The sequence below is a fragment of the Bacillus sp. FJAT-29790 genome, from assembly GCF_019039215.1.
GTDB lineage: Bacteria > Bacillota > Bacilli > Bacillales > Cytobacillaceae > Cytobacillus.
In genome coordinates, this window is the sequence record NZ_JAHNZZ010000006.1 from 87871 (window position 1) to 114046 (window position 26176).

Below are 26176 nucleotides of genomic sequence, written 5' to 3' on the forward strand. Positions count from 1 at the left end.
TAGATGGAACTTTTAGGCTTTTTTTCACTCGTCATGTTTATATTTATATTAATCCTGCTTTTTATCAGCTTTGTATACATCTATTTATATATTGCAAAGAAGGAAAAACTCTTAAAACAGCAAGGATTTCAGCATCGAAAGGACAAGAAAAAGCAGTCTTTACAGGAAAGAATGATACTCACATTGGTTCTCTGGGGGAAAAAGGCTGGGCCAGTTGGAATCAGGTATCCGTTCTTTGCTGATAAAGCTAAACATGAAAGACTGCTAAAGGAGGCTGGAAATCCACTTGAATTAAGTTTGCAGGATTTTTATGGATTTCGCTTTGTATTGGGCTTAATTGGATTGGGATTTGGAAGTATATACAGCTTCCTTGGCATGCCTTTGGGATTGCAGGTTCTATTATTATCCATTTTAGGAGGATTCTTAGGACCTAGTGCGTGGCTGTATTTTAAAGCGAAAAACAGGCAGGAGCTCATCACAATCATGATGCCTGACTTCTTAGATACAGTCAGTGTAACTCTCCAAGCTGGGGTAAGCTTAGATAATGCTTTACAGCAGGTTACCCAACAGTTTGAAGGACCTTTGAGCGAAGAAATAGATAGATTTAATAGAGAAATAGATTTAGGTGTTCCAAGAATTACGGCCTATCAAAGCTTAATGGACAGAAATTCTTCTAAGGAGTTGCATTCGCTCGTAAATGGCTTAATACAAGGGTCAACTCTTGGAGTTCCAGTGTCTAGAACTTTTAAGCTTCAAGCTGATGACCTGCGGGCAACAAGAGGGTTTGTTGCAAAGGAGAAAGCCGCAAAGGCAAGCCCGCAAATTACATTAGTCACTACATTTTTTGTGGCACCAGCCGTATTCGGTCTTATTATTGGCCTGCTTGTATTAAACATTATGTACAATCCGGCTGCCTTTGGGTTGGACTCCTTCTTTTTTAAGTAGAAGGATTATAAGAAAATTTAAGGAGGAATTACAATGTTATTGAAAACTTGGATTAAGGTTAATGGAATTTATTCTCGTTATGTGAAAAATGAAAGAGGAGCGCAAGCGCTTGAATGGGTTGCTCTAGGTCTTGTTGTATTAGCTGTTATGGGGGCAATTGCTGCTGGTATTAAGGATGATGAAACCGTAGGGAATGCAGTTATGAAAAAGCTAAGTGATTTAATTAAAAATATCGGCGGTGGCGGTGAGTAAATAAAAAATCTTGTTTAGCCGGAGTGAATAAATTGAAAGAGCTTTTTAAACGTTATGTAAAAAATGAGAAGGGCTCACAGGCCATAGAGTTTGTTGCGATGTTTCCCCTTGTTATATTAGCATTCTTGATTATATGGCAAATTGCCTTAATCGCTTTTTCACTTGTAGTTGCAGAATCAGCTGCGCGTGATGGTGCTCGTGCAGCTGCCATCCATGATCCCAATTGGGAAAAAGTCGCTAAAAGATCAGCTTCTGGTTTTAATGTAACGGTTACGGGGGGACCTGGTAAGGAGGAAGCGAGAGTTATGGTTCATATTAACGCCCCTGTAATTGCTCTCCCTTTTATAGCCGATATGAAATTCGACTTTACTGCGGACGCCGTTATGCCAATGGAGGAAGATCCGTATGAGAAAGATAAATAGTTTGAAAGAGATCATAAATAACGAACGCGGCAGCGGCATGTTAATCGTAATGGTTGGCATGCTCATGGCTGCTATTTTTATAGCGTTGATGTTCTTTGACTTCTCAAATGTATTTATTCATAAAAGAGTGACACAAACAGGTGCTGACGCGGCAGCATTAGCAGCAGCTAAAAGTTCTAATTTGTATATGTCAGATAGGCTTAAAGAAGAAACACAATCTGAATTAGATGCACTCGGAGTCAGATGGGAAAATTATCTTCGATCCGTATTAGAAGGCGAGGATCCGCCTCCTATTGCTGTAATATTAGCTAATTTTGTGAGAATGGAGGAGGCAAGACATGCGGGAAGGACGATGCCGGGCGATGTCGTCAGCTGGCTGCTAAATCATTCTATAGAAGTTAAGGCGAATTCCGCAATGAGATTCTTTTTCGGGGATGAGGGTGTAAATACACTTGCCTGTAAGTTTGTCAGAGAAAACTTCGATAATGCATCAAAAGAGGCAGAGAGGTTTGCAAAAGCAAATCAAAACGATGATGTAAAAACCATAAGATTTATCGAAAAGGATTTTCGTATTTACGTAGTTACAGAATTAAAAGCAAAGTTTACAACCGTATCTAATGAAAGTATTCCCGCGATCACATCTGAAGCATCAGTTAAAATTGGTGAACCTAAAACCTTTACTATTTCTTGTTACTAGTTTCTTTATAAGGCTCTTAGTATTACAGCGGCGTAAGAAGAATTATTTAATCTTAAGAATGTTATAGGCATAAGTCCATATCTTCAGCATGATGTTTTTTCAAAAGTGACGGACTCTTTCTTGAAGAAAACATGTGAGGGGAGAAGGCATGAATCATTTTTTTAAGGCAAAGGGAAGTGTACTGACATTCATCTTCTTAATAGGGCTCTTGTTTTCATTTATCCATCCAGCGGCAGCGGATGTCGGTAAGGTAGAGTCAGAAAGCAATGGAATCAGAAAGACAGAAGTGCATGATGCTACAAACAGCGATCCGATTAAGGGAGATGCCTCGTGGTATGATAAGTTATTTGATAACTTAAAAAAAATGAAAGAAGCTTTTATAGATAAGCTCAAGAATGCAGAAGCATGGATTAAGGATGGATGGAAGGAATTTAAAGATTGGGTTAGTCCGAAGTGGGATCGGTTTACTGATTGGCTTGGTGATTTTTGGGAGGGAGTAAAGGATTTCTTCTCACAAGAGTGGGTTCAAACGCTTTTAAAAGTCATTGGAGCCATAGTAGTCGTAGTAGGCGTTATTTTACTTGGTGTTTGGGTTCTAGCAGCTGCCGGAATTGCCATTGCTTTTGGAACGATTTTAGCTGCCATTGGCTTTGGGATTGCAGGAGTCGTTTTTACATTTTTCTCAGGAGAAACGAGCTTTTGGGGGATGGTGGCAGGCGGGCTCGCCTCCGCACTTGCCTTCTTCAGCGGTTTAGGGGTATGGCGATTATTAGGGGCATTTCGGCTCATTCCGGCCTCAGGTCTCCTTCGATGGGTTGTATTAGGCGGACTAAGTGGAGCGGGAGCCGTAGGATTTACTCTCCTTCACGGTGCCCTGCATTACCTCTTTACCGGAGACAGCAGCCTCTGGAAACAGGCCTTTACCTTTGAAAGCCTCTTCTTCAACTTCACGCTAGGAGCGGTCATGGGGCCCATAGCAGCAAGAATTTTTGGAAATCTAGGAGTTAAACAAATCATCAGCAAGCAAGGGAACGTATTAGCAACTCTCCTTTCCCGAATAACGAAACGCCCCGTTTCCCAAGTATCCAACTTTTTAAACCGGACTTGGAAGGTAGTAAAAGGATCAACCATTTACAGTGCGATCACGGCTGGAGTTACCGCGGTCCTTGACACCCTTATTCAATGGAAAGAAAACGGCAAGGTAGACTGGAAGAGTACAGCTAAACGAACAGGCATTGTCTTTGTCACTACGCTATTCGTTGCATTAAGCACCGCAGCCATTCCGAAGTTTACTACAATGGGATGCGCTTGTGAGGATGGAATTGCTTCGAATGTTTCGAAGCAGGGGAACGAATGGAATGGTTCGTCAGCCAAAATTGAACAAGGGCAGAACAAACCCAACGAAAATTATTTTTTAGAAAGTATAGATTACAGTATTATTAGAGCTTATCGTGGAATCGATGTGCAAAAAATACCAATTGAGTATAGGGCTGATCCTAGATTGACAGCAGAAATGAACTTTAAAGGTAAAGGAAGCAAGGGGGTAAATTCAGACGGATGGGAAAGGAATGCAAGGAAACATTTTAAGGAAATATTAAAACAAAATCCAGAGTTCTGGAGTGTAGAAAATACCAAGCGTATTAAGCGAAATGTTGCCCCTATTGTTGATGAAACTTTTATTCAGAAATTTCCTCAATATAAAAACTATATTGGGGACAAACTTATTCATCATCATATTGGAGGTGGTGGACAAGTAACAGCTGTGCCAGCTTCCTTACATGAAGGCTTTGGTGGTATCCATAATCATGAGAAAATAAATAATGTAAGAGGAAATGACCCGCTTACAGATATCGGACAAACAATTATTGACGAAATCCCAGAAGTAAACTAACCGAAAAAAATGAATAATATTAATGGATCTCAAAATATTTGTTTTTTCACAAAAAGCTTCTCAATATAGCATAGAATTGGTATAGCTCAACCCTACACGGTGAGGGGAGTACAATTGACTTATTTGGTAAAAGTAGACTCGATACTGGTTGTTTCTTTGAAGTAATTAGTCTATTAGAGGCTTAATGTTAGACTATAATGCTATACATTGATTGTTGTACAAAATTGCATCTTTTCTATTGCAAAAAACAAAAACACCCTAATTTTGTAGTATAAAGGAGTTTATTGAATGATTTCGCCTAATGAATTTTTAAACAGTTGGGATAAAGAATTATTTGGTTTAATTAGATATGAAATGGATGAAATTAAAGATCTAAATATTCCAATTGACTCAAAGAAATTTATTATTGAGGCTGGATTACCGGAAAGTGCCCCACCATTTTTAAATTTCCATACCAAAACTAAAGGGGGTATGGAAAAAATTACACAAGTGTTTGGAATTACAAATAAATTATTATCAAACTATATTTTTATTGGAAGTACTTCTACTGGCGATCCAATATGTATTATTGAGGTTACAGGTGAAGTAATTTATTTAGATCGTGAAAATGATAATAGCCAAGTATTTATTAATTCATCAATACCATTATTCATGGAGTCATTATTGTTATACTCACAGTTAATTGAAAAGACTGATGAGAAAAATGGAGAAGATGCTTTTTTTGAAGGAGATATTCCCGAAGAACTAATTTATTGGTTTCAAAATAGTATAGGAACTATTGATTCAAAAGCATTAGAGGAAAGAAACTTCTGGTCTGACGAAGTAAATTTATTAAATGAGGATTAGCATCTTTGGGGACAGCCCCTCGACCTACCAAATATTTAACATTACTTCTTTACCAGAGACCCATGGGATCTGTTTGTAAGATTATTATCAAATGATACAGAAAGAGTGTCTGTAATATTCTTTCGGAGCTATGAAGAACTTAAAGAAATCATGGAGATTGCCTTTGAAATGTATGAGGATTTTAAACGTGAATTAATTGCTATTTATTCTTTTAAATGACTATTTCTAATTTTAGGGTAGAAGGGGGTTACAAGATGGGCGTTTCTATTTATTATACCGCAAAACGCAAATATAACCTTTCAAAAGCTGAACTAGAAATCATCAATAAATTGATTGAAAGGTATTCCGTGAATGAAGAAATTGAAGAATATTTAAAAACAGGTGAAGGGCATAACTGGGCAAGCTTTGATGTATACGATACAGAGAAGCCAACAGAGGCTGATGTAATTTTTGAAGGATCAACTCAATTACCAGACAATAGTGCAGATGCAATGTTTGATGGCGTTGATCATTGGACTTCTTTGCTTGCTGACATTCGTAATGTAATCGAAGATGCTGAATGGTATGTGAATGTAGATGATCACGTTTTTGTATGGAATCAGGAGAAATTAGAATACGACTTAACAAAATAAGATTTGAGCAATACCAACTCAATTCAACTCAGCTATCAAAATGAGGTTAGAGCATATAAAAATGTAAATGTAGGGATCTAAATTAAGAAAAAACGGAAAGCCGAGTAAATACTTTACTTAGCTTTCCGTTTTTTTACAATAAAGTTCTAGCAGCTATCAGCATTGATGGAATTGTATTTACACCCGCCTCAGAAGAAAAAAGCTTTTGGGGGATGGTGGCAGGCGGGCTCGCCTCCGCACTTGCCTTCTTCAGCGGTTTAGGGGTATGGCGATTATTAGGGGCATTTCGGCTCATTCCGGCCTCAGGTCTCCTTCGATGGGTTGTATTAGGCGGACTAAGTGGAGCGGGAGCCGTAGGATTTACTCTTCTGCATGGGCCCTGCATTACCTCTTTACCGGAAAAATGGAACCAATAGCAGCAAGATTCTTGGTAGTACAACCACCAGTAAACAGAATGTTGCTGCTAAGGGTACGATCAACCTTAATTCTGTTTAGGGAGTTTTGTAAATGTGATAAAAGGCATGGGTAAAAAAAATCATTTACCCTAGTGCTTTTATGTTGTATCTTTATCTTTATTATTCCTATTAATGGATAAAAATCCAAAAGGAGGATATTAGGAAGATGAATTTCAATAAAGGATTCACACATTTGTAGCAATTAATTCGTCATTACCTTAATCATTATTAGAAATCCAATATACTGAATACCGATATTCGAGTATATTTGTACCGCTTATTGGCTAGTCATTCATAACATACGTACTACTTTTATTTTTGTATTATTTCGAATTTATTTTACAAAAAAAACCGCATTTTATGAAAGTCGAATTCTATTTAATAGAAATTAGGGTGTTTGAAAATATAGAAAGAAATAAATTAATTCGTAAAACATAGAAGTCATGTATCAATTCGAGGTGTTATTTATGAATTTAGGTCCATACAAGGAAGATCCATTGGCAAACAATGTGATTCCTTTATGTATACTTCCAATCATTTCAATTTTATGCTTTATATTTTATCCGGATTCAAACGGTACTGCTATTTTCATAGGCAGTATATTCATTGTAATGATGGTTGCAGTTTCAGTAATAATAAAAATCAAGAAATGGCAGTATTACCTAGGAGCAAGACTAGGGGGAATGGCATTGTTTTTGGATTGTACAGCATTGTTCTTGGCCTTAACCATCTCTCGAATGTACAATAACGCAACTCCTGCAATCATGTTAATTCTTTTTTTAGCAATATCTATTATTTTGGGTCATAAATACGCTAAGCCTATTCTGTCAGAAGTGAATTCCCCACAGACTAGAATCGGAAAATTTATTTTGTTTCTAGGCTTTTTCGGGAGTGGAATAGGGTCTTTAGTTGGCTATTGGTCGGTAAAAACGATTGGTGCACATATAGCTGCCCCGGTATCCTTCATGCTTATCCTTATTGGAGTTGTTATGGTACATGCCAACTTTCATCAGGTGGCCTTTGATAAGGAATAGCTGGTGAGCCTAAGGGGCATGTAAATTATACATGACCAAATATTGTTAAGGGGCCCAAAATTTACGAGATCCCTTGAAAGGTATCAATATTTCACTTTTCCTTAAATAGAATTGATCTTAAGAAGTATGTATCTGGGGGGATTTACTATGTATGTGAAAAGAAAATTTCTTTGGTTTGTTATGAGTATGTTAGTTATTGCTGGCTGTTCTAAAGAAACAGAAATAGAAAAGAAGATAACTAGTGATCCTGCATCCACAGAAATAAAGAATGAACAAAATGAAATTGAGATTGTAATTGAAGAATTGGAAACTACAGTGTTTGAATCAAGAGAAATAGAGGATATCCTGCGACAGGGTCCGGGGAAATACTATGGAGAAAATTATGATGAAGAAAAAGTTAAACAAGCTATAGGCGAGTTTCCCAAAGATCTGTCACAAGAAGAGTATTTTACACGATTATTGGCATTAACAGCAGAAGATTATCGTTCCTATTATGACTTTTTTAATCAAGTGGATACGTCATACGAAGATCCGAATGCAGAGCCTGGAGAGATGGAAACGGGTGCTGCAATAACAAAGAGGGTAAATGTAGAAATATTACTTGATTCAAGTGGAAGTATGAAGGCGCAAATTGGTGGAAAATCAAAAATGGAGCATGCAAAGAGTGCTATACAAACATTCGTATCGGAATTGCCATCGAATGTAAATGTGTCACTTCGGGTCTATGGTCATCTAGGGACAGGAAGTAATCAAGACAAGGCAGCTTCTTGTAATAGCTCTGAGATTGTTTACCCTTTGTCTGCGTTCGATCAGGAACAATTTAGCGCTTCATTAAATAAATTTTCGCCTGCTGGCTGGACGCCCCTTGCTGCTTCAATTGCTGCTGCAAATTTTGATTTGAAGGAAGAGACGGGAGAGGAAACAGAAAATATTATTTATATTGTTAGTGATGGGGTTGAAACATGTGGCGGCAATCCGGTAGAGGAAGCGAAAAAGCTGAATGAATCGAATGTTAAAGCAGTGGTAAATATTATCGGATTTGATGTAGATAATGAGGGTCAGGCAGCTTTAAAGAAAATTGCAGAAGCTGGAAAAGGAAAGTATTCAGCTGCGACATCACAAAAAAGCATGGAAGACTTCTTCCGGAAAGAAAAGCAAAGACTCATTAATGAATGGTATGATTGGCAAAATAAAAATGTAAACAAATATTATGATTCACAGAATACACGAGTAAACGAATTATATGATGTACAAAATGAGATGGTTAATCAAGCGTATAAAGAACAAGAACGCTTATTAGAATTGGCTCACTACTTTAAAGAAAAGACTGGAATTGATAGTTTTGCTATAAGAGAAGCTGCGAGGGATCGAGGCTTCAGTCTCAGAGAGTATGCGAGAGACACTGCCTACAACTTTCGAGAAACCTTGAGGAAAGATGGATATGAAAATCGTGAAAAAGTAAGGAGTAAAGGACAAGAGGAACGAGAGAAATTACGAAGTGAAGAGTGATCTTCACCTTAGATGGGGAACAGTGGGATAGGTCCTTTGTTCCACCCGAAAAATATAAACTAGTTATGCTGATTAGTTTCCTTTTTTTAAATACTTCGCAAAAAAGAGGAAAGAAAAGTGTAAAAGCTTCCGTTTTTCAGTGGAAATTAATATAAAAATGGAAATAAGTCGGGATCAAGAGGGGCAAAGGGGAGTATTTTTCGGCAAAAAATACGGAAGAATTAAAGAACACCGTAATAAAAAAGTGGATACCGCCTGGGATTATTGACATAATTGGAAAGCGGTGGTCATCACCAAAAGGGACATTTGCCATCCTTGGGCAAGAGAGGGAAGTTGATAGAACGTATAGAAAAATGAGCTACGCCATGAATGTTGAAGAAGGAAGATTGATAGATGCGATTGAGTTGATGAAGTCAGAAGGAATGATCACAGAAGATCAGGGGAAAGAAATTAAGGAAGAAACTCGAGAAGCATCAGTTAACAATGAAACAGCTAATTGAACAACTGAAAGAAAAAAAGTATCAAGAAATTGACGAAGAGGTTAACCGGATTGATAAGAAGATTAATGATTGGGCTGACCGGATGGAACGGCTACGGGAAGAAAACAGGTAAAATGGTAAATATTCCCTTATAATTCAATTCTATTTAATCCGTATTTAAGTTAACAAGAATTATAGATTAGTCAGCGCTTATAAAAAGTCTAATAGGAAAATGCAGCCGATTGAATTATTTGGGGCTGTCCGATAATTCCCTAAAATAAGCAAGTGGAGAAAATCGATTCGTTTTTCTCCACTTGCTTTTGTATGTTTTCGATTTTTTCCTGAAAGATGCCTGCTCTTGCAGTCTGCTGCCCGTTCAATCGGACAAATCTATGCGAGATCCACAGTTAATTGGTTCATTATCCTGTCCAATCGATTGAACTAAATTTAGTCTGGTTTTTCTTATTAGCTGTAGCCATGTTAAAAAGCCCCGGCACCCCCTCCGCCTCCAGATCCTCCACTTGATCCGCTACCTGAAGAACCATCGGAACTATGGGAGTTATCAGAATGATATCTATTGTGATAATACTGATACGGATAATAGAATATTTCTGAATCTTCCGTAGGGTTTTTTAAAATCGGAGAAAATCCTTCTACACTCTCAGAAAATTGGTGTGCATACCTGTATTTTAGCCATAAAAATAGGTCTAAAGAAAGTGCATGCTGATACCATTTTTCCATTTCGATGCCATCAAATGTAAACTCTCCATTCATAACCGCCTTTCTAAACTTTTTTAACCTTTTATAATAAGGTGTACCTTTCGACGTAACATCAACTACTGGAACAAATAAGGCAATCAAAATGAAGGCTCCTGCCACGAATATATATGTACCCGAAATTTCATAAGTTGATAAACTCGTAATAATAGAACCGATAAGAAAATAAAGGAAGGGAGCAAAGCGTTTGTTCCTTTTAATATACATAACAGCACCACTTCCTAATAGAAGCATTAATATGATTATGATTATGAGTACATCTGTCCGGCCCATCCACGCACTTAAAAGGGAGTATAGCATCCAAAACGGTACGCCTAATTTTAAAAGCCATTTTCTAATTGGATTTAATGTAACAAATGTATTTATTTCTGGATCAGCCAAAACTATTTTTTTCCATTTTTTAAAAGTTTGATGGAATTGTTTCTCCGCCTTTTTATACTCTTTTTCCAATCGCCAATTTTTCTGTTTTTCCGTCTGTGTTGGGAAGGGGAGCTGATCCAAGGAAAAGACCTTTTGATCCGAAGCATTTGTCACAAAGAGCCAGTTAATGAGCTCCTTCTCATATTGAGCCAAGTTCTGTTCGTCCTTAAGGAGTGTGAAGTAATAAGTATGATCTGGCGCCTCCTCATCCTCCAAATAAGCAGCTCTTGCAGGAGCATGCTGCATCGAAATAACGCCCTTTTGATACATGCGAAAGAGAGCGCTCATAATATCGCTATGCTCTATGTGGCCTTTGCGATAAAGGTTTATAAGGATAAAGGAGTCGAACTTCTTAAGCACTGTTACACTTCCCCCTTTATGGAATAAGCGAATGAGTCTTCTTGGATAAAATACGGTTATTAATAATAAGAGAAGAGCGATTATAAATAATACATAACCAATCCCCTCCGCAAATGGATTTAATCTGCTTCTCATTTCAAACCATTTTTCATAATCCTCTTCTTCCTTTAAAAAGGTTTCGAGCTTAAGGGTATTTTCTGTCATGCTTGCATTTTTTAAGAAGTCTTGAGGAAATAAATAACGAATTTCCGCCGTTTTCCCAGCTGGTAAAAGTTCGTTTCCATAGATATAGCCGTATTTTGCTGACTTTTCGAGCGTTCCGCCAGTTAAGTCATGCAAGAAAGCATAGCCTCTTAATGAGGAAGATAAGTCGTTATAAAGAGAAAGTCTAATCGTAACGTTATGTAAATCTGCTTCATTTATTTCATCAAAAAAGCGCCAGTAAAATTGTCCAGTATCTTCGTATTTTGTTACGGCCCCTTCTATTAAATAACGGTAAAAAAACCTTTTCGTCTCATCCTTGGAGGCCGTGTGAATCTTAAATGTTAAGTCTTCCCTCTCCACCTTCAAAGGTTTAAATGAACTTGAATTATAATTTAATAGAGTGGTATTTGGCGGTGTAAGATAACCTTCAAAAAACTTAACTCCCCGATGATCATCATCTCCAATCGTTCGGGTTGTTCCATTAAATTGGCCTTCAAACTGATAAGTAAATAGCTCTTCTACATATAAATCACCATTGTCTAAAATCATGGCATGGATATCGACTTGTTCAATGGAGAAGGATTTCGCTTTGGCTGTTATTGGCTGAAACATAAATAAAAAAATCAATGAGCCAAAAATCCAATAGGTGAACAACTTTCTCAACTAATGATTCCCTCCAATTTCCATTTTTATATGACCTATTATATCGCGGAGATCTGTTGATAAGTATGAAGTTCTACAAAAAACAGTCCTATATAACTATAAAAATACATAATTGTAATATTATTGTAATATTCATATCGATAATTGAAAGAATATTCGTTTCTGCTCGTTCTTTTATCCCTTCTTTTGTCACGAAATAATATTCCAATTCAAATGTTTGTTAGGAATAAAGTCACTGGTGAAATTCGATCATTTCCTTCTTAAGTTTGACTGAAATGTGAACACATGATAGAACATAAATAGTAAAAATATGAAAAAAATCCAAATTATTGAATAGGTAAAGGAAATTTATCTTTTTAGGGGGAAAATATGAATCGAAAAAGTCCATTGTTTACGATATTAATATGTTTATACAGCAGTATTCTTTTCCTTTCCGCATGCAGTAATGCTAGTTCGGGTAATTCAAAGACTACAACATCTATAAAAGAAGACAAATATGAAAAACAAGTGAAAGAATTAAATAAAGAATTAGAACTTGAACCGATTGAACTGACTTCTTATAGCGAGAAAATTGGTGTAATCCTTAAGGAACCTGAACATAAGAAGTTTGCGGTTAATGGGGAAGTCATTGTGGAAGGAGAAATTGGAGAATATTCACAGTTAAAATCTGATTATGCGTGGATAAAGGTACATGCTAATGAGGAAGGTCCTGCAGGTGATCAACTTGAATATTATACACCGATTAACGATGGGAAGTTTAGGCAGGTTATCCACTTTTTTAATGGAGAGGGGGAGTATTCTGTCAAGGTTCGCCTTCCAAGTACTGATCGGGAAAATTATTATTATGACATAGTTGATTTTGAAGTTGTGAATGTTAATCCTGAGTATCAGCGAGACGTCACCTATACTACATTTGGAAAAAGTGCTGACCTATCCTTAAAAATGAAATCAAGCTACATGAAAAAGGATGGAATTTTTCCGTTAAAAGGGAAAGTGGGAAATCTAACAGACGATGATACCATTATGATAAAACTCAATAAGGATGGGGAAACATGGAGTAACCTTATTCCTATCAAGAATGGAAAATTCGAATATGATATCCCTTTATTTTTCGGTAAAGGACTGCATAAGCTAGAAGTATTAGTGCCGGATGAGGAGCGGGAAAAATATTACCAGACGGCCACAACGATTTTAATAGAGAACGAATCTAATCGTAAAATGCTGCCGATTGAGTACACAAACGCATATATAGAACGCGGCGTCACATTAGAGTACCCTATTTTTGGCGGTGAAGATTCAAATGGCACTTTTAACATTAAAGGTACGATTGATCCGAAGGCAGAGTTTGCTTCTGAGACGACACATATCTATATCACAACAAAAAAAGGGGAAGACGAAGCCCTTGATGTGATCCCAGTTAAAGATTTTATATTTAATGACTCTTTTTATCTGAGATTTGGTCCTGGTACGTACGAGGTAATCGTCAGTGTGCCTGAAATTACAGATGAAAACAGTGATCACTTCAGTTATTTTAGCTTTGCGAAGTTTGAAGTTGAATCAATCGCAGACAAGGATCAACGGGATATTCTTCCTTCTCGTGGTGTTCAATCAGACGCCCCCAAAATAAAAGGACTGGCAAAAGACCTGACTAGCGGTAAGAATGCTGATTTGGAAAAAGCGAAGGCAATCTATGATTATGTAGCTCAAAATATTGCCTATGATGTTGGAAAATTTGAGAATAATGAATTTGAATGGGATGACAGTGCATTAAAAACACTCGAGCTAAAATCCGGTGTTTGTCAGGATTATGCTTTTTTAACCATTGCACTCCTTAGGGCTAGTGACATTGAAGCAAAATATGTAGAAGGCAGAGCCGGGAGAGGATGGTTTCCTGGAAGACATGCTTGGGTTGAAGCGAAAATTGATGGACGCTGGCTAACAATGGATCCAACATGGGGATCCGGATATGTGAATGATAATCAGTTTGTAGCAAAATTCAATGAAGACTATTTTGATCCGAATATGGATGAATTTAACAAAACGCATACACGTACAGGTGTTTCTTATTAATGGTTCAAAAAATAAATACGAACATAGTTCTTAATCAAACGTTTGATTGAATCTCTCCTATAGACAAACGTAGCAGAAAGGAAGGCTGGCTCTTCAAACGAAGCCGGTCTTCCTTTTTCCTTATCATTCTAGTTCATTTCAATCTAAAAAGAGTGTGTTAAAATTATAAAGAATAACGTTTATTGAAATATTACAGGAATTTCAAGGGGTTTATCGAATATCTTTATTGATTACAAAAAACGAAATAAATGATCGTAATATAAGTCTAGCAGGATCTGCAGATACCAGGAGGGAAATCATGACACGTGATCATATGCATCCTACGATTGAGAGAGTACTAAGAAATATTGAAAAAGTGATGATCGGCAAGCGCAATGTGGCTGAGTTAAGTATCATTGCTCTTCTGGCTGAAGGGCATGTGCTTTTAGAAGATGTCCCAGGTGTTGGAAAAACGATGATGGTACGTGCGCTCGCTAAATCGGTTGGCGCTAATTTTAGGCGTATTCAATTTACACCGGATTTACTGCCATCTGATGTAACAGGCGTCTCCATATATAACCCAAAGGAAATGGAATTCCAATTCATGCCGGGCCCGATTATGGGAAATATTATTTTGGCTGATGAAATCAACCGAACTTCTCCCAAAACCCAGTCTGCCTTACTTGAGGGAATGGAAGAAAGCAGTGTCACAATTGACGGGATTACGCATCACCTTGAAAAACCGTTTTTCGTTATGGCGACGCAAAACCCGATTGAATATGAAGGAACATATCCTTTGCCAGAGGCCCAGCTAGACCGTTTCTTATTAAAGATGAAAATGGGCTATCCGGAAATGGCTGAAGAAATGGAAGTACTGAACCGGGCACAAAAGGGTAAGCCAATTGACGAACTGAAGCCTGTAATTGGCCTAGCGGAATTGCGTGATTTGCAGGAGCAGATAAAAGATGTTTATGTCGACGATACGATTAAACGGTATATCGTTGATCTTGCCAGCCAGACGAGAACGCATGCTAGTGTTTATCTTGGAGTTAGTCCAAGGGGTTCAATTGCCCTAATGAAGGCTGCGCAAGCTTATGCATTTATGTTTGGAAGGGATTATGTCCTCCCAGATGATATTCAGCATTTGGCTCCAGCTGTTTTCGCTCATCGGATTATTTTGAAATCAGAGGCGAAATTTGAGGGGATTACAGCAGAGGAAGTGGTGGACCGCGTTTTCGCTAGAGTTCCAGTTCCTGTTCAAAGGTTAGTGAAGTAACATGAAGCAATCTTTTAATATATTAAAAGGAGTATGGAAGCTACTCTTCTTATTCCTGCTCATTCTTATTACTTTTTCTTACGCCATGTTCCAGGGAGGGTTCGTTAGCTGGTTCCTTTTTTATAGCTTTCTTCCATTTGGAATTTATGCAATTTTCCTATTCTTTTACCCTCTTAATCAAATGGAGGCTGAGCGTAGTTTTCAAAAGAACGAATTTAATGCGGGAGAATCATTGAAAGTTACAATCATTTTAAAGCGGAAATCCGCCTTTCCATTATTGTATCTAGTAGTTGAAGAATGCTCTAGTGAGGAGCTAGTGTTTTCGATGCAAAGAATAAAGGCAAAAAGGCTGCTATTTCCGGGGTTTCGAAAGGAAATTACTTGGGATTATCAGATTGATGATTTGCCGAGGGGAGAGCATTTTCTTCGCGCTATTCGAATGAAAACTGGAGATTCGCTTGGTTTAATTGAAAAAGAAAAACAAATCCATTTAGAAGATAAATTCATTGTCTACCCGGTCTATGAAGAACTGATCTACAGGCCGATGGAAAATCATTTTGACAAGGGGATGGCTGCTTCAAAGGAGCGGGTCCAAAGGGATACCTCTGTGGCAATCGGGATTAGGGAGTATCAGCCTGGAGACCGCTTTTCTTGGATTAATTGGAAAGCGACAGCGAAGCGTAATGAGATGATGACAAAGGAGTTCGAACAGCGGAAGTCACATGATGTCTATATAATGATGGACTGTACGCCTGATAGCCGCTTCGAAGCCGTTGTTTCATTCACAGCATCCATTATTAGAGCAATTCTCCTAAAAGGAGCTCAGGTCGGCTTTCTTTCCGTTGCATCCGAGAGGGTTGCTTTTCCGGTTAGGAGCGGAGAAAGTCAGCAGCAACAGCTATTCTACCATCTTGCAAAGGTAAGGGATAACAGTTTAGTTCCGATTGACCGGGTGCTGGAAGCGGAGAATTTCTTGGTGCAACAGAATGTTAATCTCATGTTAATAACAGCACAGATAACGAAAGCGTTAATTGATAAAGTTGGCTTTTTTGCTACACGAAAAGGAACTGTTACGATTTTCCTGTTAAAAAATGAACAGGAATTGCCCTCTCCTGATGATCTTGCGCTTAAGGCAGAAGCTAAGGCGAGAGGTTTACGGGTGGTATTTGTTCATGACGGCAATTTCGCAAGTGTATTCTCGGAGGTGGCAAGTAGATGACATCCCGAAAAGCACCAAAAGATCTATCGAATTTTTTATTATACGCCTTCGGGTTTATGCTCCTATGGGAATGGATCAGGCCCTTGGAAGAGCTGACTGATACAGCGAATATTTGGGTTTTTCTAGTGTTTATCAGTATCTCACTCTTATCGGCTTACCTGGGAATTTCCATTATTTTAAGCGGGTTGATTAAATGTGCTTTTATTTTATATGCCCTGCATTATTTATTTTATGAAGGAGCCTTTTTTCAACTATCGTGGGTCACGCAGTTTATATCGGATTTTCAAGAGAATATCGGGCCTTTGTCTGAAAGGGATTGGCCGAGCTTAAGTAATTTGTTCAGGAGTTTTTTATTTTTTGTTCTTCTCTGGATCATGACTTACTTAATTCAATATTGGCTGATTATCCGCAGACAGATATTTATCTTTTTTTTCATGACAATCATATATATTACCGTACTTGATACGTTTACACCGTATGAAGCTGACGTTGCCATTGTCAGGACAGTCATCTTAGGGCTTACAATTATGGGCATGCTGACTTTTTATCGCCATCTTGATCAAGAAGCTGTTAGAAAAGAGCCCTCCTCATCCCGTAAATGGATGGCTCCATTAGCTGGCATGATCGCTCTAAGTGTGTGTGTTGGACTTGCAGCTCCGAAAGCTGAACCGATATGGCCGGACCCGGTGCCGTATTTAAAAGCATATGGAAAGGGCGGTGGGGCTGAAGGAGGCGGGATCCAGAAAATTGGGTATGGTACGGATGATACTCGACTTGGCGGACCATTCATTAGTGATAATCAGCTTGTTTTTAGAGCAGAGGTTGAATCGCGGCATTATTGGAAAGTTGAAGCAAAAGATTACTATACCGGCAAAGGCTGGATTGCTTCCGAATTAATGGGTGAGGACGTACCGATATTCTTTACAAAAAGTGTTCCAATTTCATCATTTATTGATGGGAATGGCGTGGAAATGGTAGAGGAATCAAGTAAGGTATTTTCTTATATGAATTATCCTCATATTGTGTATCCTTTAGGAATTAAAGATATAGAGGCATCACCTCTTTATACGTACGAATTGGAGAAAGAAACTGAAAAAATCATTTCCTTCGAAGGAAATAAACCTGCAGCTGTCGCGGAATATTCCCTTGTTTATGAGATTCCGAAGTATAGTGTGACTGCGCTTAGGTCGGCAGAGTCTAATGTGAATTTAGCGCCAGATAATGAATTTATGAGAAGATACACACAGATTCCTGAAGAATTGCCTTCAAGGGTCCGGGAGTTAGCCATCCAGATTACGGAAGGGAAGAACTCATGGTTTGAAAAGGCTAGGGAACTTGAAGCCTATTTCCGAAAAAACGGATATGTATATGACCAGGAAAATGTGGCTATCCCTGGCGCTGCTGACGATTATGTCGATCAATTTTTATTTGATACAAAACGGGGCTATTGTGATAATTTTTCGACCTCGATGGCGATTATGGCGAGATCAATTGGTATTCCAGCAAGATGGGTCAAGGGGTATACAGAAGGGGAATATAAAAAGCTTGGTGAATCAAGCCGGCGTATTTTTGAGGTAACAAATAATAACGCCCATTCATGGGTTGAGATATATTTTCCGAATACTGGCTGGGTGCCATTCGAGCCGACCCAGGGATTTACGAATAATGTTCAATTTAATTATGATGTTTACACGCGAAATAATAATCAGACTGAAATCGAGGAACCGAAAAAAGAAGATCGGATCGAACCGGAAGTATCTAAAGAAAAGCCAAAGCAAGCTTCTTCTTCTTTTTCTTTTAAAAAAATCATGAATACGATAAAGACTTCTGTAATGAAAAACTGGAAATGGATATCGTTAGCCACTTTCATTATAGCGGTTCTTATTATAGCCGTTTATCATAAACGCGGCCGATGGCTTCCGTATTATTTAGCCTGGAGATTCAGACGGACGAAAAAAGACGAAAATTTTCCGAAGACGTATTTGATTTTATTAAGAGAATTGGACCGATATGGCTTAAAACGCAAGGAAGGACAAACCCTAAGGGATTATGCCAATTATGTCGATCAGTTCTTCTCATCAAAGGAAATGAGCAGTTTAACCTTACTTTATGAGCAGTTCATTTATCGTGGGGATCTTAAAGAAGGCAGCTGGGAAGAAGCAAAGGAATTGTGGGAAAATTTAATTATAAAAACAATCGCTTGACCAGAAATTTATCCTGTTGATACAATAGGTTCGTTATAGTAAAAGTAATTAAATTAATATGTATCAGCATGATTTAGTCAATTCCAGAGACTTTCGAGTTGGCTAATAAATAACTTAATGCATTCTTCATATATCCTCGATAATATGGGTCGAAAGTTTCTACCAAATCACCGTAAATGATTTGACTATGAAGGCAGAATAATTCTATATGCAATTTTTCCTCAAGACCAGAATTCTGCCTTCACCATTTTGTGGAGGAGTAGTCTGGTTTTTTCTTAATTAAAGGCTATTTTCGTAAAGTTTGTTGCTTTTATAATGTGATTTTTATTTAATAATCTGAGTTGATTGGAGCGGAGGGCACTTGACTCCTCGAAAATGCTATCGCTTTTCCTTCGTGCGTGGGCAGATTCAAGGATGTAAATTCAATATCCTGCGGGAATAGAGGGAAGCGGGAGACCCCGCAGGCGATAACGCCGAGGAGGCTCCCGTCCCCTCCCCGCGGAAGCAAGTGCCCGCAGCGGAAATCAACGGGCAAAATTTGTAGGCTAAAGCAACAATATATGCGAAAACAGCCTAATTAAACCACATGCATGTATGATTTTATGAGATAATTTTCAAACGGAAGAGAACACTAAGAAAAAGTGAATGTATTTCTAATAACTTAATGAGGTGAACAGTGTGACGGGGAAGACCGAACAGCAAAAACAAGAAATGATCGTTGTACTGGATTTTGGCAGCCAGTATAACCAATTGATTACACGTAGAATTCGTGAATTTGGTGTGTATAGCGAATTGCATCCACATACGATTACGGCTGAGGAAATTAAGCAGATGAACCCAAAAGGGATTATTTTTTCTGGCGGCCCTAACAGTGTTTACGGGGAAAATGCTTTTCGTTGTGACGAAGAAATTTTTGAACTTGGACTGCCTATTTTTGGAATTTGCTATGGAATGCAGTTAATGACGATGCATTTTGGCGGAAAAGTAGAGGGCGCAAAGAATCGTGAGTATGGAAAAGCGGTTTTAACAGTTGAGAACCAATCAAGATTATTTGCTGAACTTCCTGCCGAACAGACGGTTTGGATGAGCCACGGTGATCTTGTTGTAGAAGCGCCGCAAGGATTTACGGTTGATGGAACGAACCCGTCATGCCCAATTGCAGCCATGAGTAACGAAGAACGCGGATTATATGCTGTACAATTCCATCCAGAAGTTCTTCATTCTGTCTATGGGAACGATATCTTGAAAAACTTTGTATTCGGTGTTTGTGGATGTAAGGGTGATTGGTCAATGGGGAACTTTATTGAAGTGGAAATGGAAAAAATCCGCCAGACCGTTGGCGATAAAAAAGTTCTTTGTGCTTTAAGTGGTGGGGTAGACTCATCTGTCGTTGCTGTTCTTATTCATAAAGCAATCGGTGACCAGCTGACATGTATTTTTGTTGATCATGGTTTATTGCGTAAAGGCGAGGCAGAAGGTGTAATGAAAACTTTCTCAGAAGGTTTTCATATGAATGTAATAAAAGTAGATGCGCAAGATCGTTTTTTAAACAAGCTTAAAGGTGTAAGCGATCCGGAACAAAAGCGCAAAATTATCGGAAACGAATTCATCTATGTATTTGATGATGAGGCAACAAAGCTTGAAGGCATTGAGTTTTTAGCGCAAGGTACTCTTTATACAGATATCATTGAAAGTGGAACGGCCACTGCTCAAACGATCAAGTCTCATCACAACGTAGGCGGTTTGCCTGAAGATATGCAATTCAAGCTAATTGAACCATTAAGCACATTATTTAAAGATGAGGTGCGTGCTTTAGGCACTGAGCTTGGAATACCTGATGAAATTGTGTGGAGACAGCCATTCCCTGGACCTGGCCTTGGAATTCGGGTTCTTGGCGAAATTACAGAGGACAAGCTAGAAATCGTCCGTGAATCGGATGCGATTTTACGCGATGAGATTCAAAAGGCGGGATTAGATCGCGATATATGGCAGTATTTCACTGTGTTGCCTAATATCCGAAGTGTAGGTGTAATGGGCGATGCCCGGACTTATGATCATACGATCGGAATTCGAGCTGTTACTTCAATTGATGGAATGACATCTGATTGGGCAAGAATTCCATGGGATGTATTGGAGAAAATTTCGACTCGGATTGTAAATGAAGTGGGGCATGTAAACCGCGTTGTTTATGATATTACAAGCAAGCCACCAGCTACAATTGAGTGGGAATAGAGTGCAACTTCCTTCAGTAGGGTGGTTTATCCCTACTGAAGGTTAGTTGAACTAATCGGGCTTTTACGGGCAGTTATCCTTACCATAAGTACCATCGATTAATCTAAATTAAGAAAAAGGATTTACTGCCCGTTAATCTGCGATAAGTCATAATACGAACATTTTTTAAAAACGGACATGTAAATGTTCGTTTTTTTATTGACTAACGAGAATTCTGCTGATAGAATAAAAAGGAATTAAATATTGTCGTATTACGTCGTATAATCATGGGGATAAGGCCCAGAAGTTTCTACCGAGCTACCGTAAATAGCTTGACTACGAGGTAAGTGCAAATTAGAGGACACCTATTATCGGTCTTTTTATTTTCATTTTTTCTGTCCAGCCTACTTGCGCTAATCCTGTTGTCAACGCTCCGGTATTTACTAGGAGCGTATTTTTATGGCATTCGGTTGAATACTAAAAGCTAGGTAACCCATTAGGAGGAAGAAAAATGAAAAAGTATTTCCAGTTTGAGGAGCTTGGAACAAACTATCGCAGGGAATTTATGGGCGGTATGACTACGTTTTTAGCAATGGCCTATATTCTAGTAGTTAACCCTGCAATTTTAACCCTTGCTGACGTGCCGGACCTACCTGATGCTTTACGTATGGATTATGGAGCTGTATTTGTTGCAACTGCACTTTCTGCGGCAATTGGTTCGATCATCATGGGGTTAATTGGAAAGTATCCACTTGCTCTTGCACCAGGCCTTGGATTAAACGCCTTTTTTGCTTATACAGTCGTATTAGTTAACGGGAGTCCATGGCAGCACGCACTTGCTGCAGTTTTTATTTCAGGTGTATTCTTTTTACTTTTAACACTCACTGGACTTCGTGAAAAACTTATTAACGCGATCCCGATTGAGTTGAAGCATGCTGTTGGAGCGGGAATCGGATTATTTATTACATTTATTGGCTTTCAAAACTCTGGAATTATTGTAAATAATGATGCAACACTTGTAGGGTTAGGGGATTTAACAAACGGGAATACCCTTCTTGCGGTTTTCGGACTTCTTGTTACGGTTATATTAATGTCACGCGGAGTTAAAGGCGGCGTATTTTATGGAATGATTATTACCGTTATTGTAGGAATGATCTTTCAATTAATTGAAATACCTGAAAAAATTGTGGATAAAGCGCCAAGCCTTGCGCCGACATTTGGTGCGTTATTTAGTTCGTTTGGAGATAGTTCTTTTTATACAACAACGATGTTGGGTATTATTTTAACCTTTTTATTCGTAGATTTCTTTGATAATGCTGGAACATTAGTTGCTGTTGCGAATCAAGCTGGATTTGTGAAGGACAATAAGCTTCCACGTGCGGGAAGAGCGTTAATTTCGGATTCAATCGCTTCCATTTCTGGTTCTATATTTGGAACATCAACAGTTACTTCTTTTATTGAATCATCGGCAGGGGTCGCAGCTGGAGCAAGAACGGGATTTGCTTCACTAGTAACGGCAGGATTCTTTATTATTTCTATCTTTTTCTTCCCGTTATTAGCAATTGTCACACCAGCGGTCACAGCGCCCGCATTAATTATTGTCGGAGTGTTGATGGTTTCATCGCTCGGAAAAATTGATTGGACTAAATTCGAAGTTGCAGTACCTGCCTTTTTAACGATGATCGCGATGCCTCTCTCATATAGTATTGCGACAGGAATTGCGATTGGATTTATTTTTTATCCAATTACAATGATCGTAAAAGGCCGTATTAAAGAAATCCACCCAATTATGTATATTTTCTTTGGGATTTTTGTTCTTTACTTCATTTTCTTAAAATAATGGCTTTGTTAATGAACAATGTTGATAAATGTATATTAGCGGGGTCGATTTTGCCTGGTCGACAAAAACGCCACGTCCTGTGGCATTGTCGACACTAGCACGTCCTGTGCGTCGGAGAGAGCCTTTTTTGCGATAGCAAAATCCGCCTCTTGGAAGGTAAATCGAACCCGCGACTAGACCACAATATTGTTTAACAAAGCAAAAATAATAAAGAACGGAGATTCGCAGTCATACGGATCTCCGTTTTTCTATTTCCGTTGACTTCATTTTCAGTGTCTTATAATATGGGCATGATGGCACTAGTCGAATGATGTCGAAGTGGGGAGAAGGGTATGGGGGACTTTCAAGTTGAAAAAGTATTAAATAATAATGTATTGTTTGGCAGCCACCATTCATTTGGGGAAGTTGTTTTAATCGGAAAGGGAATCGGCTTTAACCAAAAACAAGGCAATTACATTGCAGCCGAATCGATAGAAAAGCTTTTTATTTTAAAAAATGAAAAAGAACAGGAAAATTATATTAAACTTTTACCATTCGTTGAAAACGATTTACATGAAGTTATCATTTCCTCAATCGAATTAATTAAAAAACGAACCCGGTCTGCCTTGAATGAGCACATCCATGTAGCGTTAACTGATCACTTAATGTTTGCTGTTACAAGGATGTCAAAAAGAATGGAAATGAAAAACCCCTTTCTGATCGAGACAAGGGCTTTATATCCACTTGAATTCGAAATTGCAAAAGAAGTAGTCGATTTAATCGGTGAAAAAACGGGTATTTATTTACCTGATGGGGAAGTTGGGTTTATTGCTATCCATATTCATAGTGCGGTTATGAATAGGAATCTTTCGGAAGTGAATCAGCATTCACAGCTTGTTACCCTTTTAATCGATATGATTGAAGACCAGCTGAAAATAAAAATCGATAAAGATAGTATTGATTATATGCGGCTTGTTCGTCATATTCGTTTTACAATTGAACGCATAAATAAAGGGGAAAAGGTCGAAGAACCAGAAACAATTACCTCCCTCTTGAAAGAGGAATACCCAGTGTGTTATAGTTTATCTTGGAAGCTCATAAAAGTGATGCAACAAACATTAAAAAAGCAAGTTTTTAATGCTGAAGCTGTCTATTTGACAATGCATTTGCAAAGGCTTCAGAAGAAAATTTAATCGCGATTATCTTTACGTGTTACTGATACGATCAGGCATGAGTGAAGAAGGTTGTTGATTCGAAGTTTTAGGGAGACTATCCCCGTTTAACTTCTTTTCAATCCTTTTTCCTCATGCCTTTTTTATTTTTCTTTTTAATGTTTGTGATAGATGAAAACGCTTTATGGGTCGAAAAAATCTTATAGGGGGATTACTAATGTTTAAGAAGGCTTTTGGTGTTTTACAACAAGTTGGGAAAGCATTAATGCTTCCAGTAGCTCTCTTGCCAGCGGCAGGTTTGTTGCTCGGAATTGGAAATGCTGCACAACAAGAAACGATGCTGCAGTACCTTCCTTTTCTAAATGCAAATTGGATTCAGCTTATGGCGAGTGTGATGGAAGATGCTGGTGGTATTATTTTTGGTAACTTGGCACTAATTTTCGCTGTTGGTGTTGCAATTGGTTTAGCGGGTGATGGTGCGGCGGCGCTTGCTGCATTAGTAGGCTATTTAGTTTTGAATCAAGTAATGGGTTCATGGATTGGAGTTACTCCGGAGATGCTTGCCGAAAATCCAGGCTTTGCAAGCGTTTTAGGGATTCCTACGTTACAAACAGGGGTGTTTGGAGGTATTATCGTTGGTCTGATTGCTGCTTTTTGTTACAAACGTTTCCATGATATTGAAATGCCTTCATTTCTTGGTTTCTTTGCTGGAAAACGCTTTGTGCCGATTATTACAGCGGCAACTTCTTTAGTAGCTGGCCTTTTGCTATTAGTGGTTTGGCCACCGGTTCAAGATGCAATGAATAGCGCATCACTATGGTTAATTGAAGAAGGAACCTATTTTGCGGTATTTTTCTTTGGCTTCATCAAACGATTATTAATTCCTTTCGGTTTACACCATATTTACCACGCTCCGTTCTGGTATGAGTTCGGCTCTTATACAACAACGGCTGGGCAATTAGTACGTGGAGATATGACAATTTTCTTTGCGCAATTGAAAGATGGAGTAGAGATTACGGCTGGTAACTTTATGGGGGGAGAATTTCCGATCATGATGTTTGGTTTACCGGCAGCAGCGTTAGCTATGTATCATACAGCGCGACCTGAAAAGAAAAAGCTTGTAGCTGGTTTGTTGGGTTCAGCAGCGCTAACATCTTTCTTGACAGGTATTACTGAACCATTAGAGTTTTTATTTTTATTTATTGCTCCTGCACTGTTCGTTGTCCATGCAGTGCTTGATGGTCTATCGTTTGTATTAATGACATTTCTTAATGTTCACATTGGTTACACCTTTTCTGGCGGAGCAATTGATTTCCTTCTTTTTGGTATCTTACCAGGCAGAGAGCCATGGTGGATTGCGATTCTACTAGGACTTGTATTTGCGGTCATTTATTATTTCGTATTCCGCTTTGCGATTACTAAATTTAATTTACCGACACCTGGCCGTGAAAAAGAAAATGGAGTGAAAGAGCAAGGGAATTCACAGAGAAAGGCGGGCGACCTTGCATACAATATCCTTAATGCAATGGGAGGGCAAAGCAACATTTCTAATTTAGACGCCTGTATTACCCGACTTCGTGTATCTGTAAACGACATTAAAGAAGTTGACAAGGATGAATTGAAAAAGCTTGGTGCAGCGGGTGTACTGGAGGTCGGTAACAATATTCAAGCGATCTTTGGCCCGCGATCAGAAACGATTAAAAGTCAAATGAAAGATATTATGAGTGGGAAAAAGCCATCGTCAGTCGAAAAAGATCCTAAGGGAGGAGTAACGAAACAAATAGAAGAAGTGCTTCCTGAATTCCTTCAGAATGAATTGAAAGATGATATTTTCGTATCTCCTATTAAAGGTGAGGTTTTACCGATTACTGAAGTTCCTGATGCTGTTTTCTCTGGAAAAATGATGGGCGATGGATTTGCTATCCTTCCATCAGAAGGAACAATAGTCTCTCCTGTAGATGGGAAAATCGTAAATCTATTCCCAACAAAACATGCAATTGGAATTTTATCTGATTCAGGTCGTGAAATTCTGATTCATGTTGGAATTGACACGGTTAATTTAAAAGGGCAGGGTTTTGAAGCGCTTGTTGTTGAAAATGAACATGTAAAAGCGGGTGATCCATTATTGAAGGTGGATTTGGATTTCATTAGAGGCAATGCGCCTTCTGTAATAACGCCAATTGTATTTACGAATCTTCAGCAAGGTGAAATGATAGTTATTAATAAACCGGGGAGCGTTGAATTAATAGAAAAAGATATTATCTCAATATCTAAAATTTAAATATATTAATAGGAAGAAACACGGAAACCAGCTACTTTAATTAGAAGCTGGTTTCTTCTTTTATCCGAATAACTAGAAAAAGTTATTAAAAGTTGTTGACGAGCTATAGATACGGTGTTATTATATAAAAACAGTCATTAACGAGTTAACAAGTTTTTAAAAGATTAATAAAAAATGTTGACATCGTGATTGATAAATGATATATTAATAAAGTTGCTTCTGAGAAAAGAGATTGAAAGAGTGCTTTTCTAAGAAGCGAAAGTGATGATAGATATCATCATAAAATTAAAATCATTAGTCTTGCTCTTTGAAAACTGAACGAACAAAAACGTCAACGTTTAAATTTTTATTTTCGAGCT

Annotated in this window: 21 protein-coding genes and 2 riboswitches; of the genes, 20 read left to right on the top strand and 1 reads right to left on the bottom strand. The window is 38.2% G+C overall.

Annotated elements, in window-relative coordinates; all coding sequences use genetic code 11:
* The first annotated feature begins 3 nt into the window (after positions 1-3).
* The 12 genes from BGM26_RS20815 (at position 4) to BGM26_RS21785 (ending at position 9295) form a co-directional block, all read left to right on the top strand.
* The gene (locus tag BGM26_RS20815; protein WP_217042205.1) at positions 4-945 is read left to right on the top strand and encodes a type II secretion system F family protein; all 942 of its coding nucleotides are present in this window, start codon (positions 4-6) and stop codon (positions 943-945) included.
* A gap of 33 nt (positions 946-978) precedes the next feature.
* Complete coding sequence (locus BGM26_RS20820; RefSeq protein ID WP_217042206.1) at positions 979-1197, top strand: hypothetical protein; 219 nt, start codon at positions 979-981, stop codon at positions 1195-1197.
* Between the two features lie 32 nt (positions 1198-1229).
* On the top strand, positions 1230-1619 hold the full coding sequence (locus tag BGM26_RS20825; protein ID WP_217042207.1) for a TadE/TadG family type IV pilus assembly protein: 390 nt from the start codon (positions 1230-1232) through the stop codon (positions 1617-1619).
* Positions 1603-2316: a pilus assembly protein TadG-related protein gene (locus BGM26_RS20830; protein ID WP_217042208.1), complete on the top strand. Its 714-nt coding sequence runs from the start codon at positions 1603-1605 to the stop codon at positions 2314-2316. Before BGM26_RS20825 ends, BGM26_RS20830 begins: the two co-directional genes overlap by 17 nt.
* Before the next feature lie 148 nt (positions 2317-2464).
* Positions 2465-4207 carry a hypothetical protein gene (locus tag BGM26_RS20835; RefSeq protein WP_254119837.1) on the top strand — a complete coding sequence of 581 codons (1743 nt, stop codon included), beginning with the start codon at positions 2465-2467 and terminating at the stop codon, positions 4205-4207.
* A 288-nt stretch (positions 4208-4495) separates the two neighbouring features.
* Complete coding sequence (locus BGM26_RS20840) at positions 4496-5053, top strand: SUKH-4 family immunity protein (RefSeq protein ID WP_217042209.1); 558 nt, start codon at positions 4496-4498, stop codon at positions 5051-5053.
* A gap of 254 nt (positions 5054-5307) precedes the next feature.
* Positions 5308-5685 (top strand): hypothetical protein, encoded by a 378-nt coding sequence (locus BGM26_RS20845; RefSeq protein ID WP_217042210.1) that lies wholly within the window; start codon positions 5308-5310, stop codon positions 5683-5685.
* A 215-nt stretch (positions 5686-5900) separates the two neighbouring features.
* Positions 5901-6101 carry a hypothetical protein gene (locus BGM26_RS20850; protein WP_217042211.1) on the top strand — a complete coding sequence of 67 codons (201 nt, stop codon included), beginning with the start codon at positions 5901-5903 and terminating at the stop codon, positions 6099-6101.
* Positions 6102-6607: 506 nt separating this feature from the next.
* Positions 6608-7174: a hypothetical protein gene (locus BGM26_RS20855; RefSeq protein ID WP_217042212.1), complete on the top strand. Its 567-nt coding sequence runs from the start codon at positions 6608-6610 to the stop codon at positions 7172-7174.
* 147 nt (positions 7175-7321) lie between these two features.
* Complete coding sequence (locus BGM26_RS20860) at positions 7322-8683, top strand: vWA domain-containing protein (RefSeq protein WP_217042213.1); 1362 nt, start codon at positions 7322-7324, stop codon at positions 8681-8683.
* Between the two features lie 365 nt (positions 8684-9048).
* On the top strand, positions 9049-9183 hold the full coding sequence (locus BGM26_RS21780) for a hypothetical protein (RefSeq protein ID WP_302053279.1): 135 nt from the start codon (positions 9049-9051) through the stop codon (positions 9181-9183).
* Positions 9167-9295 carry a hypothetical protein gene (locus tag BGM26_RS21785; RefSeq protein ID WP_302053280.1) on the top strand — a complete coding sequence of 43 codons (129 nt, stop codon included), beginning with the start codon at positions 9167-9169 and terminating at the stop codon, positions 9293-9295. The genes BGM26_RS21780 and BGM26_RS21785 overlap by 17 nt, the downstream gene beginning before the upstream one ends.
* A 347-nt stretch (positions 9296-9642) precedes the next feature.
* Here the strand turns inward: BGM26_RS21785 and BGM26_RS20865 are convergent, their stop codons facing one another.
* On the bottom strand, positions 9643-11586 hold the full coding sequence (locus BGM26_RS20865) for a DUF2207 domain-containing protein (protein WP_217042214.1): 1944 nt from the start codon (positions 11584-11586) through the stop codon (positions 9643-9645).
* A 369-nt stretch (positions 11587-11955) separates the two neighbouring features.
* Between BGM26_RS20865 and BGM26_RS20870 the strand changes: the two genes are divergently transcribed.
* From BGM26_RS20870 to ptsG, 8 genes are all read left to right on the top strand, one after another.
* Entirely contained in the window at positions 11956-13656 is a 1701-nt protein-coding gene (locus tag BGM26_RS20870) for a transglutaminase domain-containing protein (RefSeq protein WP_217042215.1), read from the top strand.
* A 298-nt stretch (positions 13657-13954) separates the two neighbouring features.
* On the top strand, positions 13955-14911 hold the full coding sequence (locus BGM26_RS20875) for an AAA family ATPase (RefSeq protein ID WP_217042216.1): 957 nt from the start codon (positions 13955-13957) through the stop codon (positions 14909-14911).
* A gap of 1 nt (position 14912) precedes the next feature.
* Positions 14913-16130 carry a DUF58 domain-containing protein gene (locus BGM26_RS20880; protein ID WP_217042217.1) on the top strand — a complete coding sequence of 406 codons (1218 nt, stop codon included), beginning with the start codon at positions 14913-14915 and terminating at the stop codon, positions 16128-16130.
* Positions 16127-18334, top strand: a complete 2208-nt coding sequence (locus BGM26_RS20885) for a DUF4129 domain-containing transglutaminase family protein (protein WP_217042218.1) — start codon at positions 16127-16129, stop codon at positions 18332-18334. Before BGM26_RS20880 ends, BGM26_RS20885 begins: the two co-directional genes overlap by 4 nt.
* Before the next feature lie 106 nt (positions 18335-18440).
* Positions 18441-18542: riboswitch (purine riboswitch) on the top strand.
* A gap of 503 nt (positions 18543-19045) precedes the next feature.
* Positions 19046-20566 carry a glutamine-hydrolyzing GMP synthase gene (gene guaA, locus BGM26_RS20890; protein WP_217042226.1) on the top strand — a complete coding sequence of 507 codons (1521 nt, stop codon included), beginning with the start codon at positions 19046-19048 and terminating at the stop codon, positions 20564-20566.
* Positions 20567-20802: 236 nt separating this feature from the next.
* A riboswitch (purine riboswitch) is annotated at positions 20803-20904 on the top strand.
* A 152-nt stretch (positions 20905-21056) separates the two neighbouring features.
* The gene (locus tag BGM26_RS20895) at positions 21057-22385 is read left to right on the top strand and encodes an NCS2 family permease (protein WP_217042219.1); all 1329 of its coding nucleotides are present in this window, start codon (positions 21057-21059) and stop codon (positions 22383-22385) included.
* A gap of 332 nt (positions 22386-22717) precedes the next feature.
* A complete protein-coding gene (glcT, locus tag BGM26_RS20900) occupies positions 22718-23557 on the top strand; it encodes a glucose PTS transporter transcription antiterminator GlcT (protein WP_217042220.1) in 840 nt (279 codons plus the stop codon).
* Positions 23558-23753: 196 nt separating this feature from the next.
* Positions 23754-25817 carry a glucose-specific PTS transporter subunit IIBC gene (gene ptsG, locus BGM26_RS20905; protein ID WP_217042221.1) on the top strand — a complete coding sequence of 688 codons (2064 nt, stop codon included), beginning with the start codon at positions 23754-23756 and terminating at the stop codon, positions 25815-25817.
* Positions 25818-26176: the final 359 nt, after the last annotated feature.

Coding starts and splice junctions, on each gene's coding strand:
- BGM26_RS21785 (WP_302053280.1), top strand. CDS start 9,167: ATGAAACAGCTAATTGAACAACTGAAAGAAAAAAAGTATCAAGAAATT.
- BGM26_RS20860 (WP_217042213.1), top strand. CDS start 7,322: ATGTATGTGAAAAGAAAATTTCTTTGGTTTGTTATGAGTATGTTAGTT.
- BGM26_RS20880 (WP_217042217.1), top strand. CDS start 14,913: ATGAAGCAATCTTTTAATATATTAAAAGGAGTATGGAAGCTACTCTTC.
- BGM26_RS20870 (WP_217042215.1), top strand. CDS start 11,956: ATGAATCGAAAAAGTCCATTGTTTACGATATTAATATGTTTATACAGC.
- glcT (WP_217042220.1), top strand. CDS start 22,718: ATGGGGGACTTTCAAGTTGAAAAAGTATTAAATAATAATGTATTGTTT.
- BGM26_RS21780 (WP_302053279.1), top strand. CDS start 9,049: ATGAATGTTGAAGAAGGAAGATTGATAGATGCGATTGAGTTGATGAAG.
- BGM26_RS20875 (WP_217042216.1), top strand. CDS start 13,955: ATGACACGTGATCATATGCATCCTACGATTGAGAGAGTACTAAGAAAT.
- BGM26_RS20885 (WP_217042218.1), top strand. CDS start 16,127: ATGACATCCCGAAAAGCACCAAAAGATCTATCGAATTTTTTATTATAC.
- BGM26_RS20830 (WP_217042208.1), top strand. CDS start 1,603: ATGAGAAAGATAAATAGTTTGAAAGAGATCATAAATAACGAACGCGGC.
- BGM26_RS20855 (WP_217042212.1), top strand. CDS start 6,608: ATGAATTTAGGTCCATACAAGGAAGATCCATTGGCAAACAATGTGATT.
- BGM26_RS20835 (WP_254119837.1), top strand. CDS start 2,465: ATGAATCATTTTTTTAAGGCAAAGGGAAGTGTACTGACATTCATCTTC.
- BGM26_RS20840 (WP_217042209.1), top strand. CDS start 4,496: ATGATTTCGCCTAATGAATTTTTAAACAGTTGGGATAAAGAATTATTT.
- BGM26_RS20895 (WP_217042219.1), top strand. CDS start 21,057: ATGAAAAAGTATTTCCAGTTTGAGGAGCTTGGAACAAACTATCGCAGG.
- guaA (WP_217042226.1), top strand. CDS start 19,046: ATGATCGTTGTACTGGATTTTGGCAGCCAGTATAACCAATTGATTACA.
- ptsG (WP_217042221.1), top strand. CDS start 23,754: ATGTTTAAGAAGGCTTTTGGTGTTTTACAACAAGTTGGGAAAGCATTA.
- BGM26_RS20820 (WP_217042206.1), top strand. CDS start 979: ATGTTATTGAAAACTTGGATTAAGGTTAATGGAATTTATTCTCGTTAT.
- BGM26_RS20815 (WP_217042205.1), top strand. CDS start 4: ATGGAACTTTTAGGCTTTTTTTCACTCGTCATGTTTATATTTATATTA.
- BGM26_RS20845 (WP_217042210.1), top strand. CDS start 5,308: ATGGGCGTTTCTATTTATTATACCGCAAAACGCAAATATAACCTTTCA.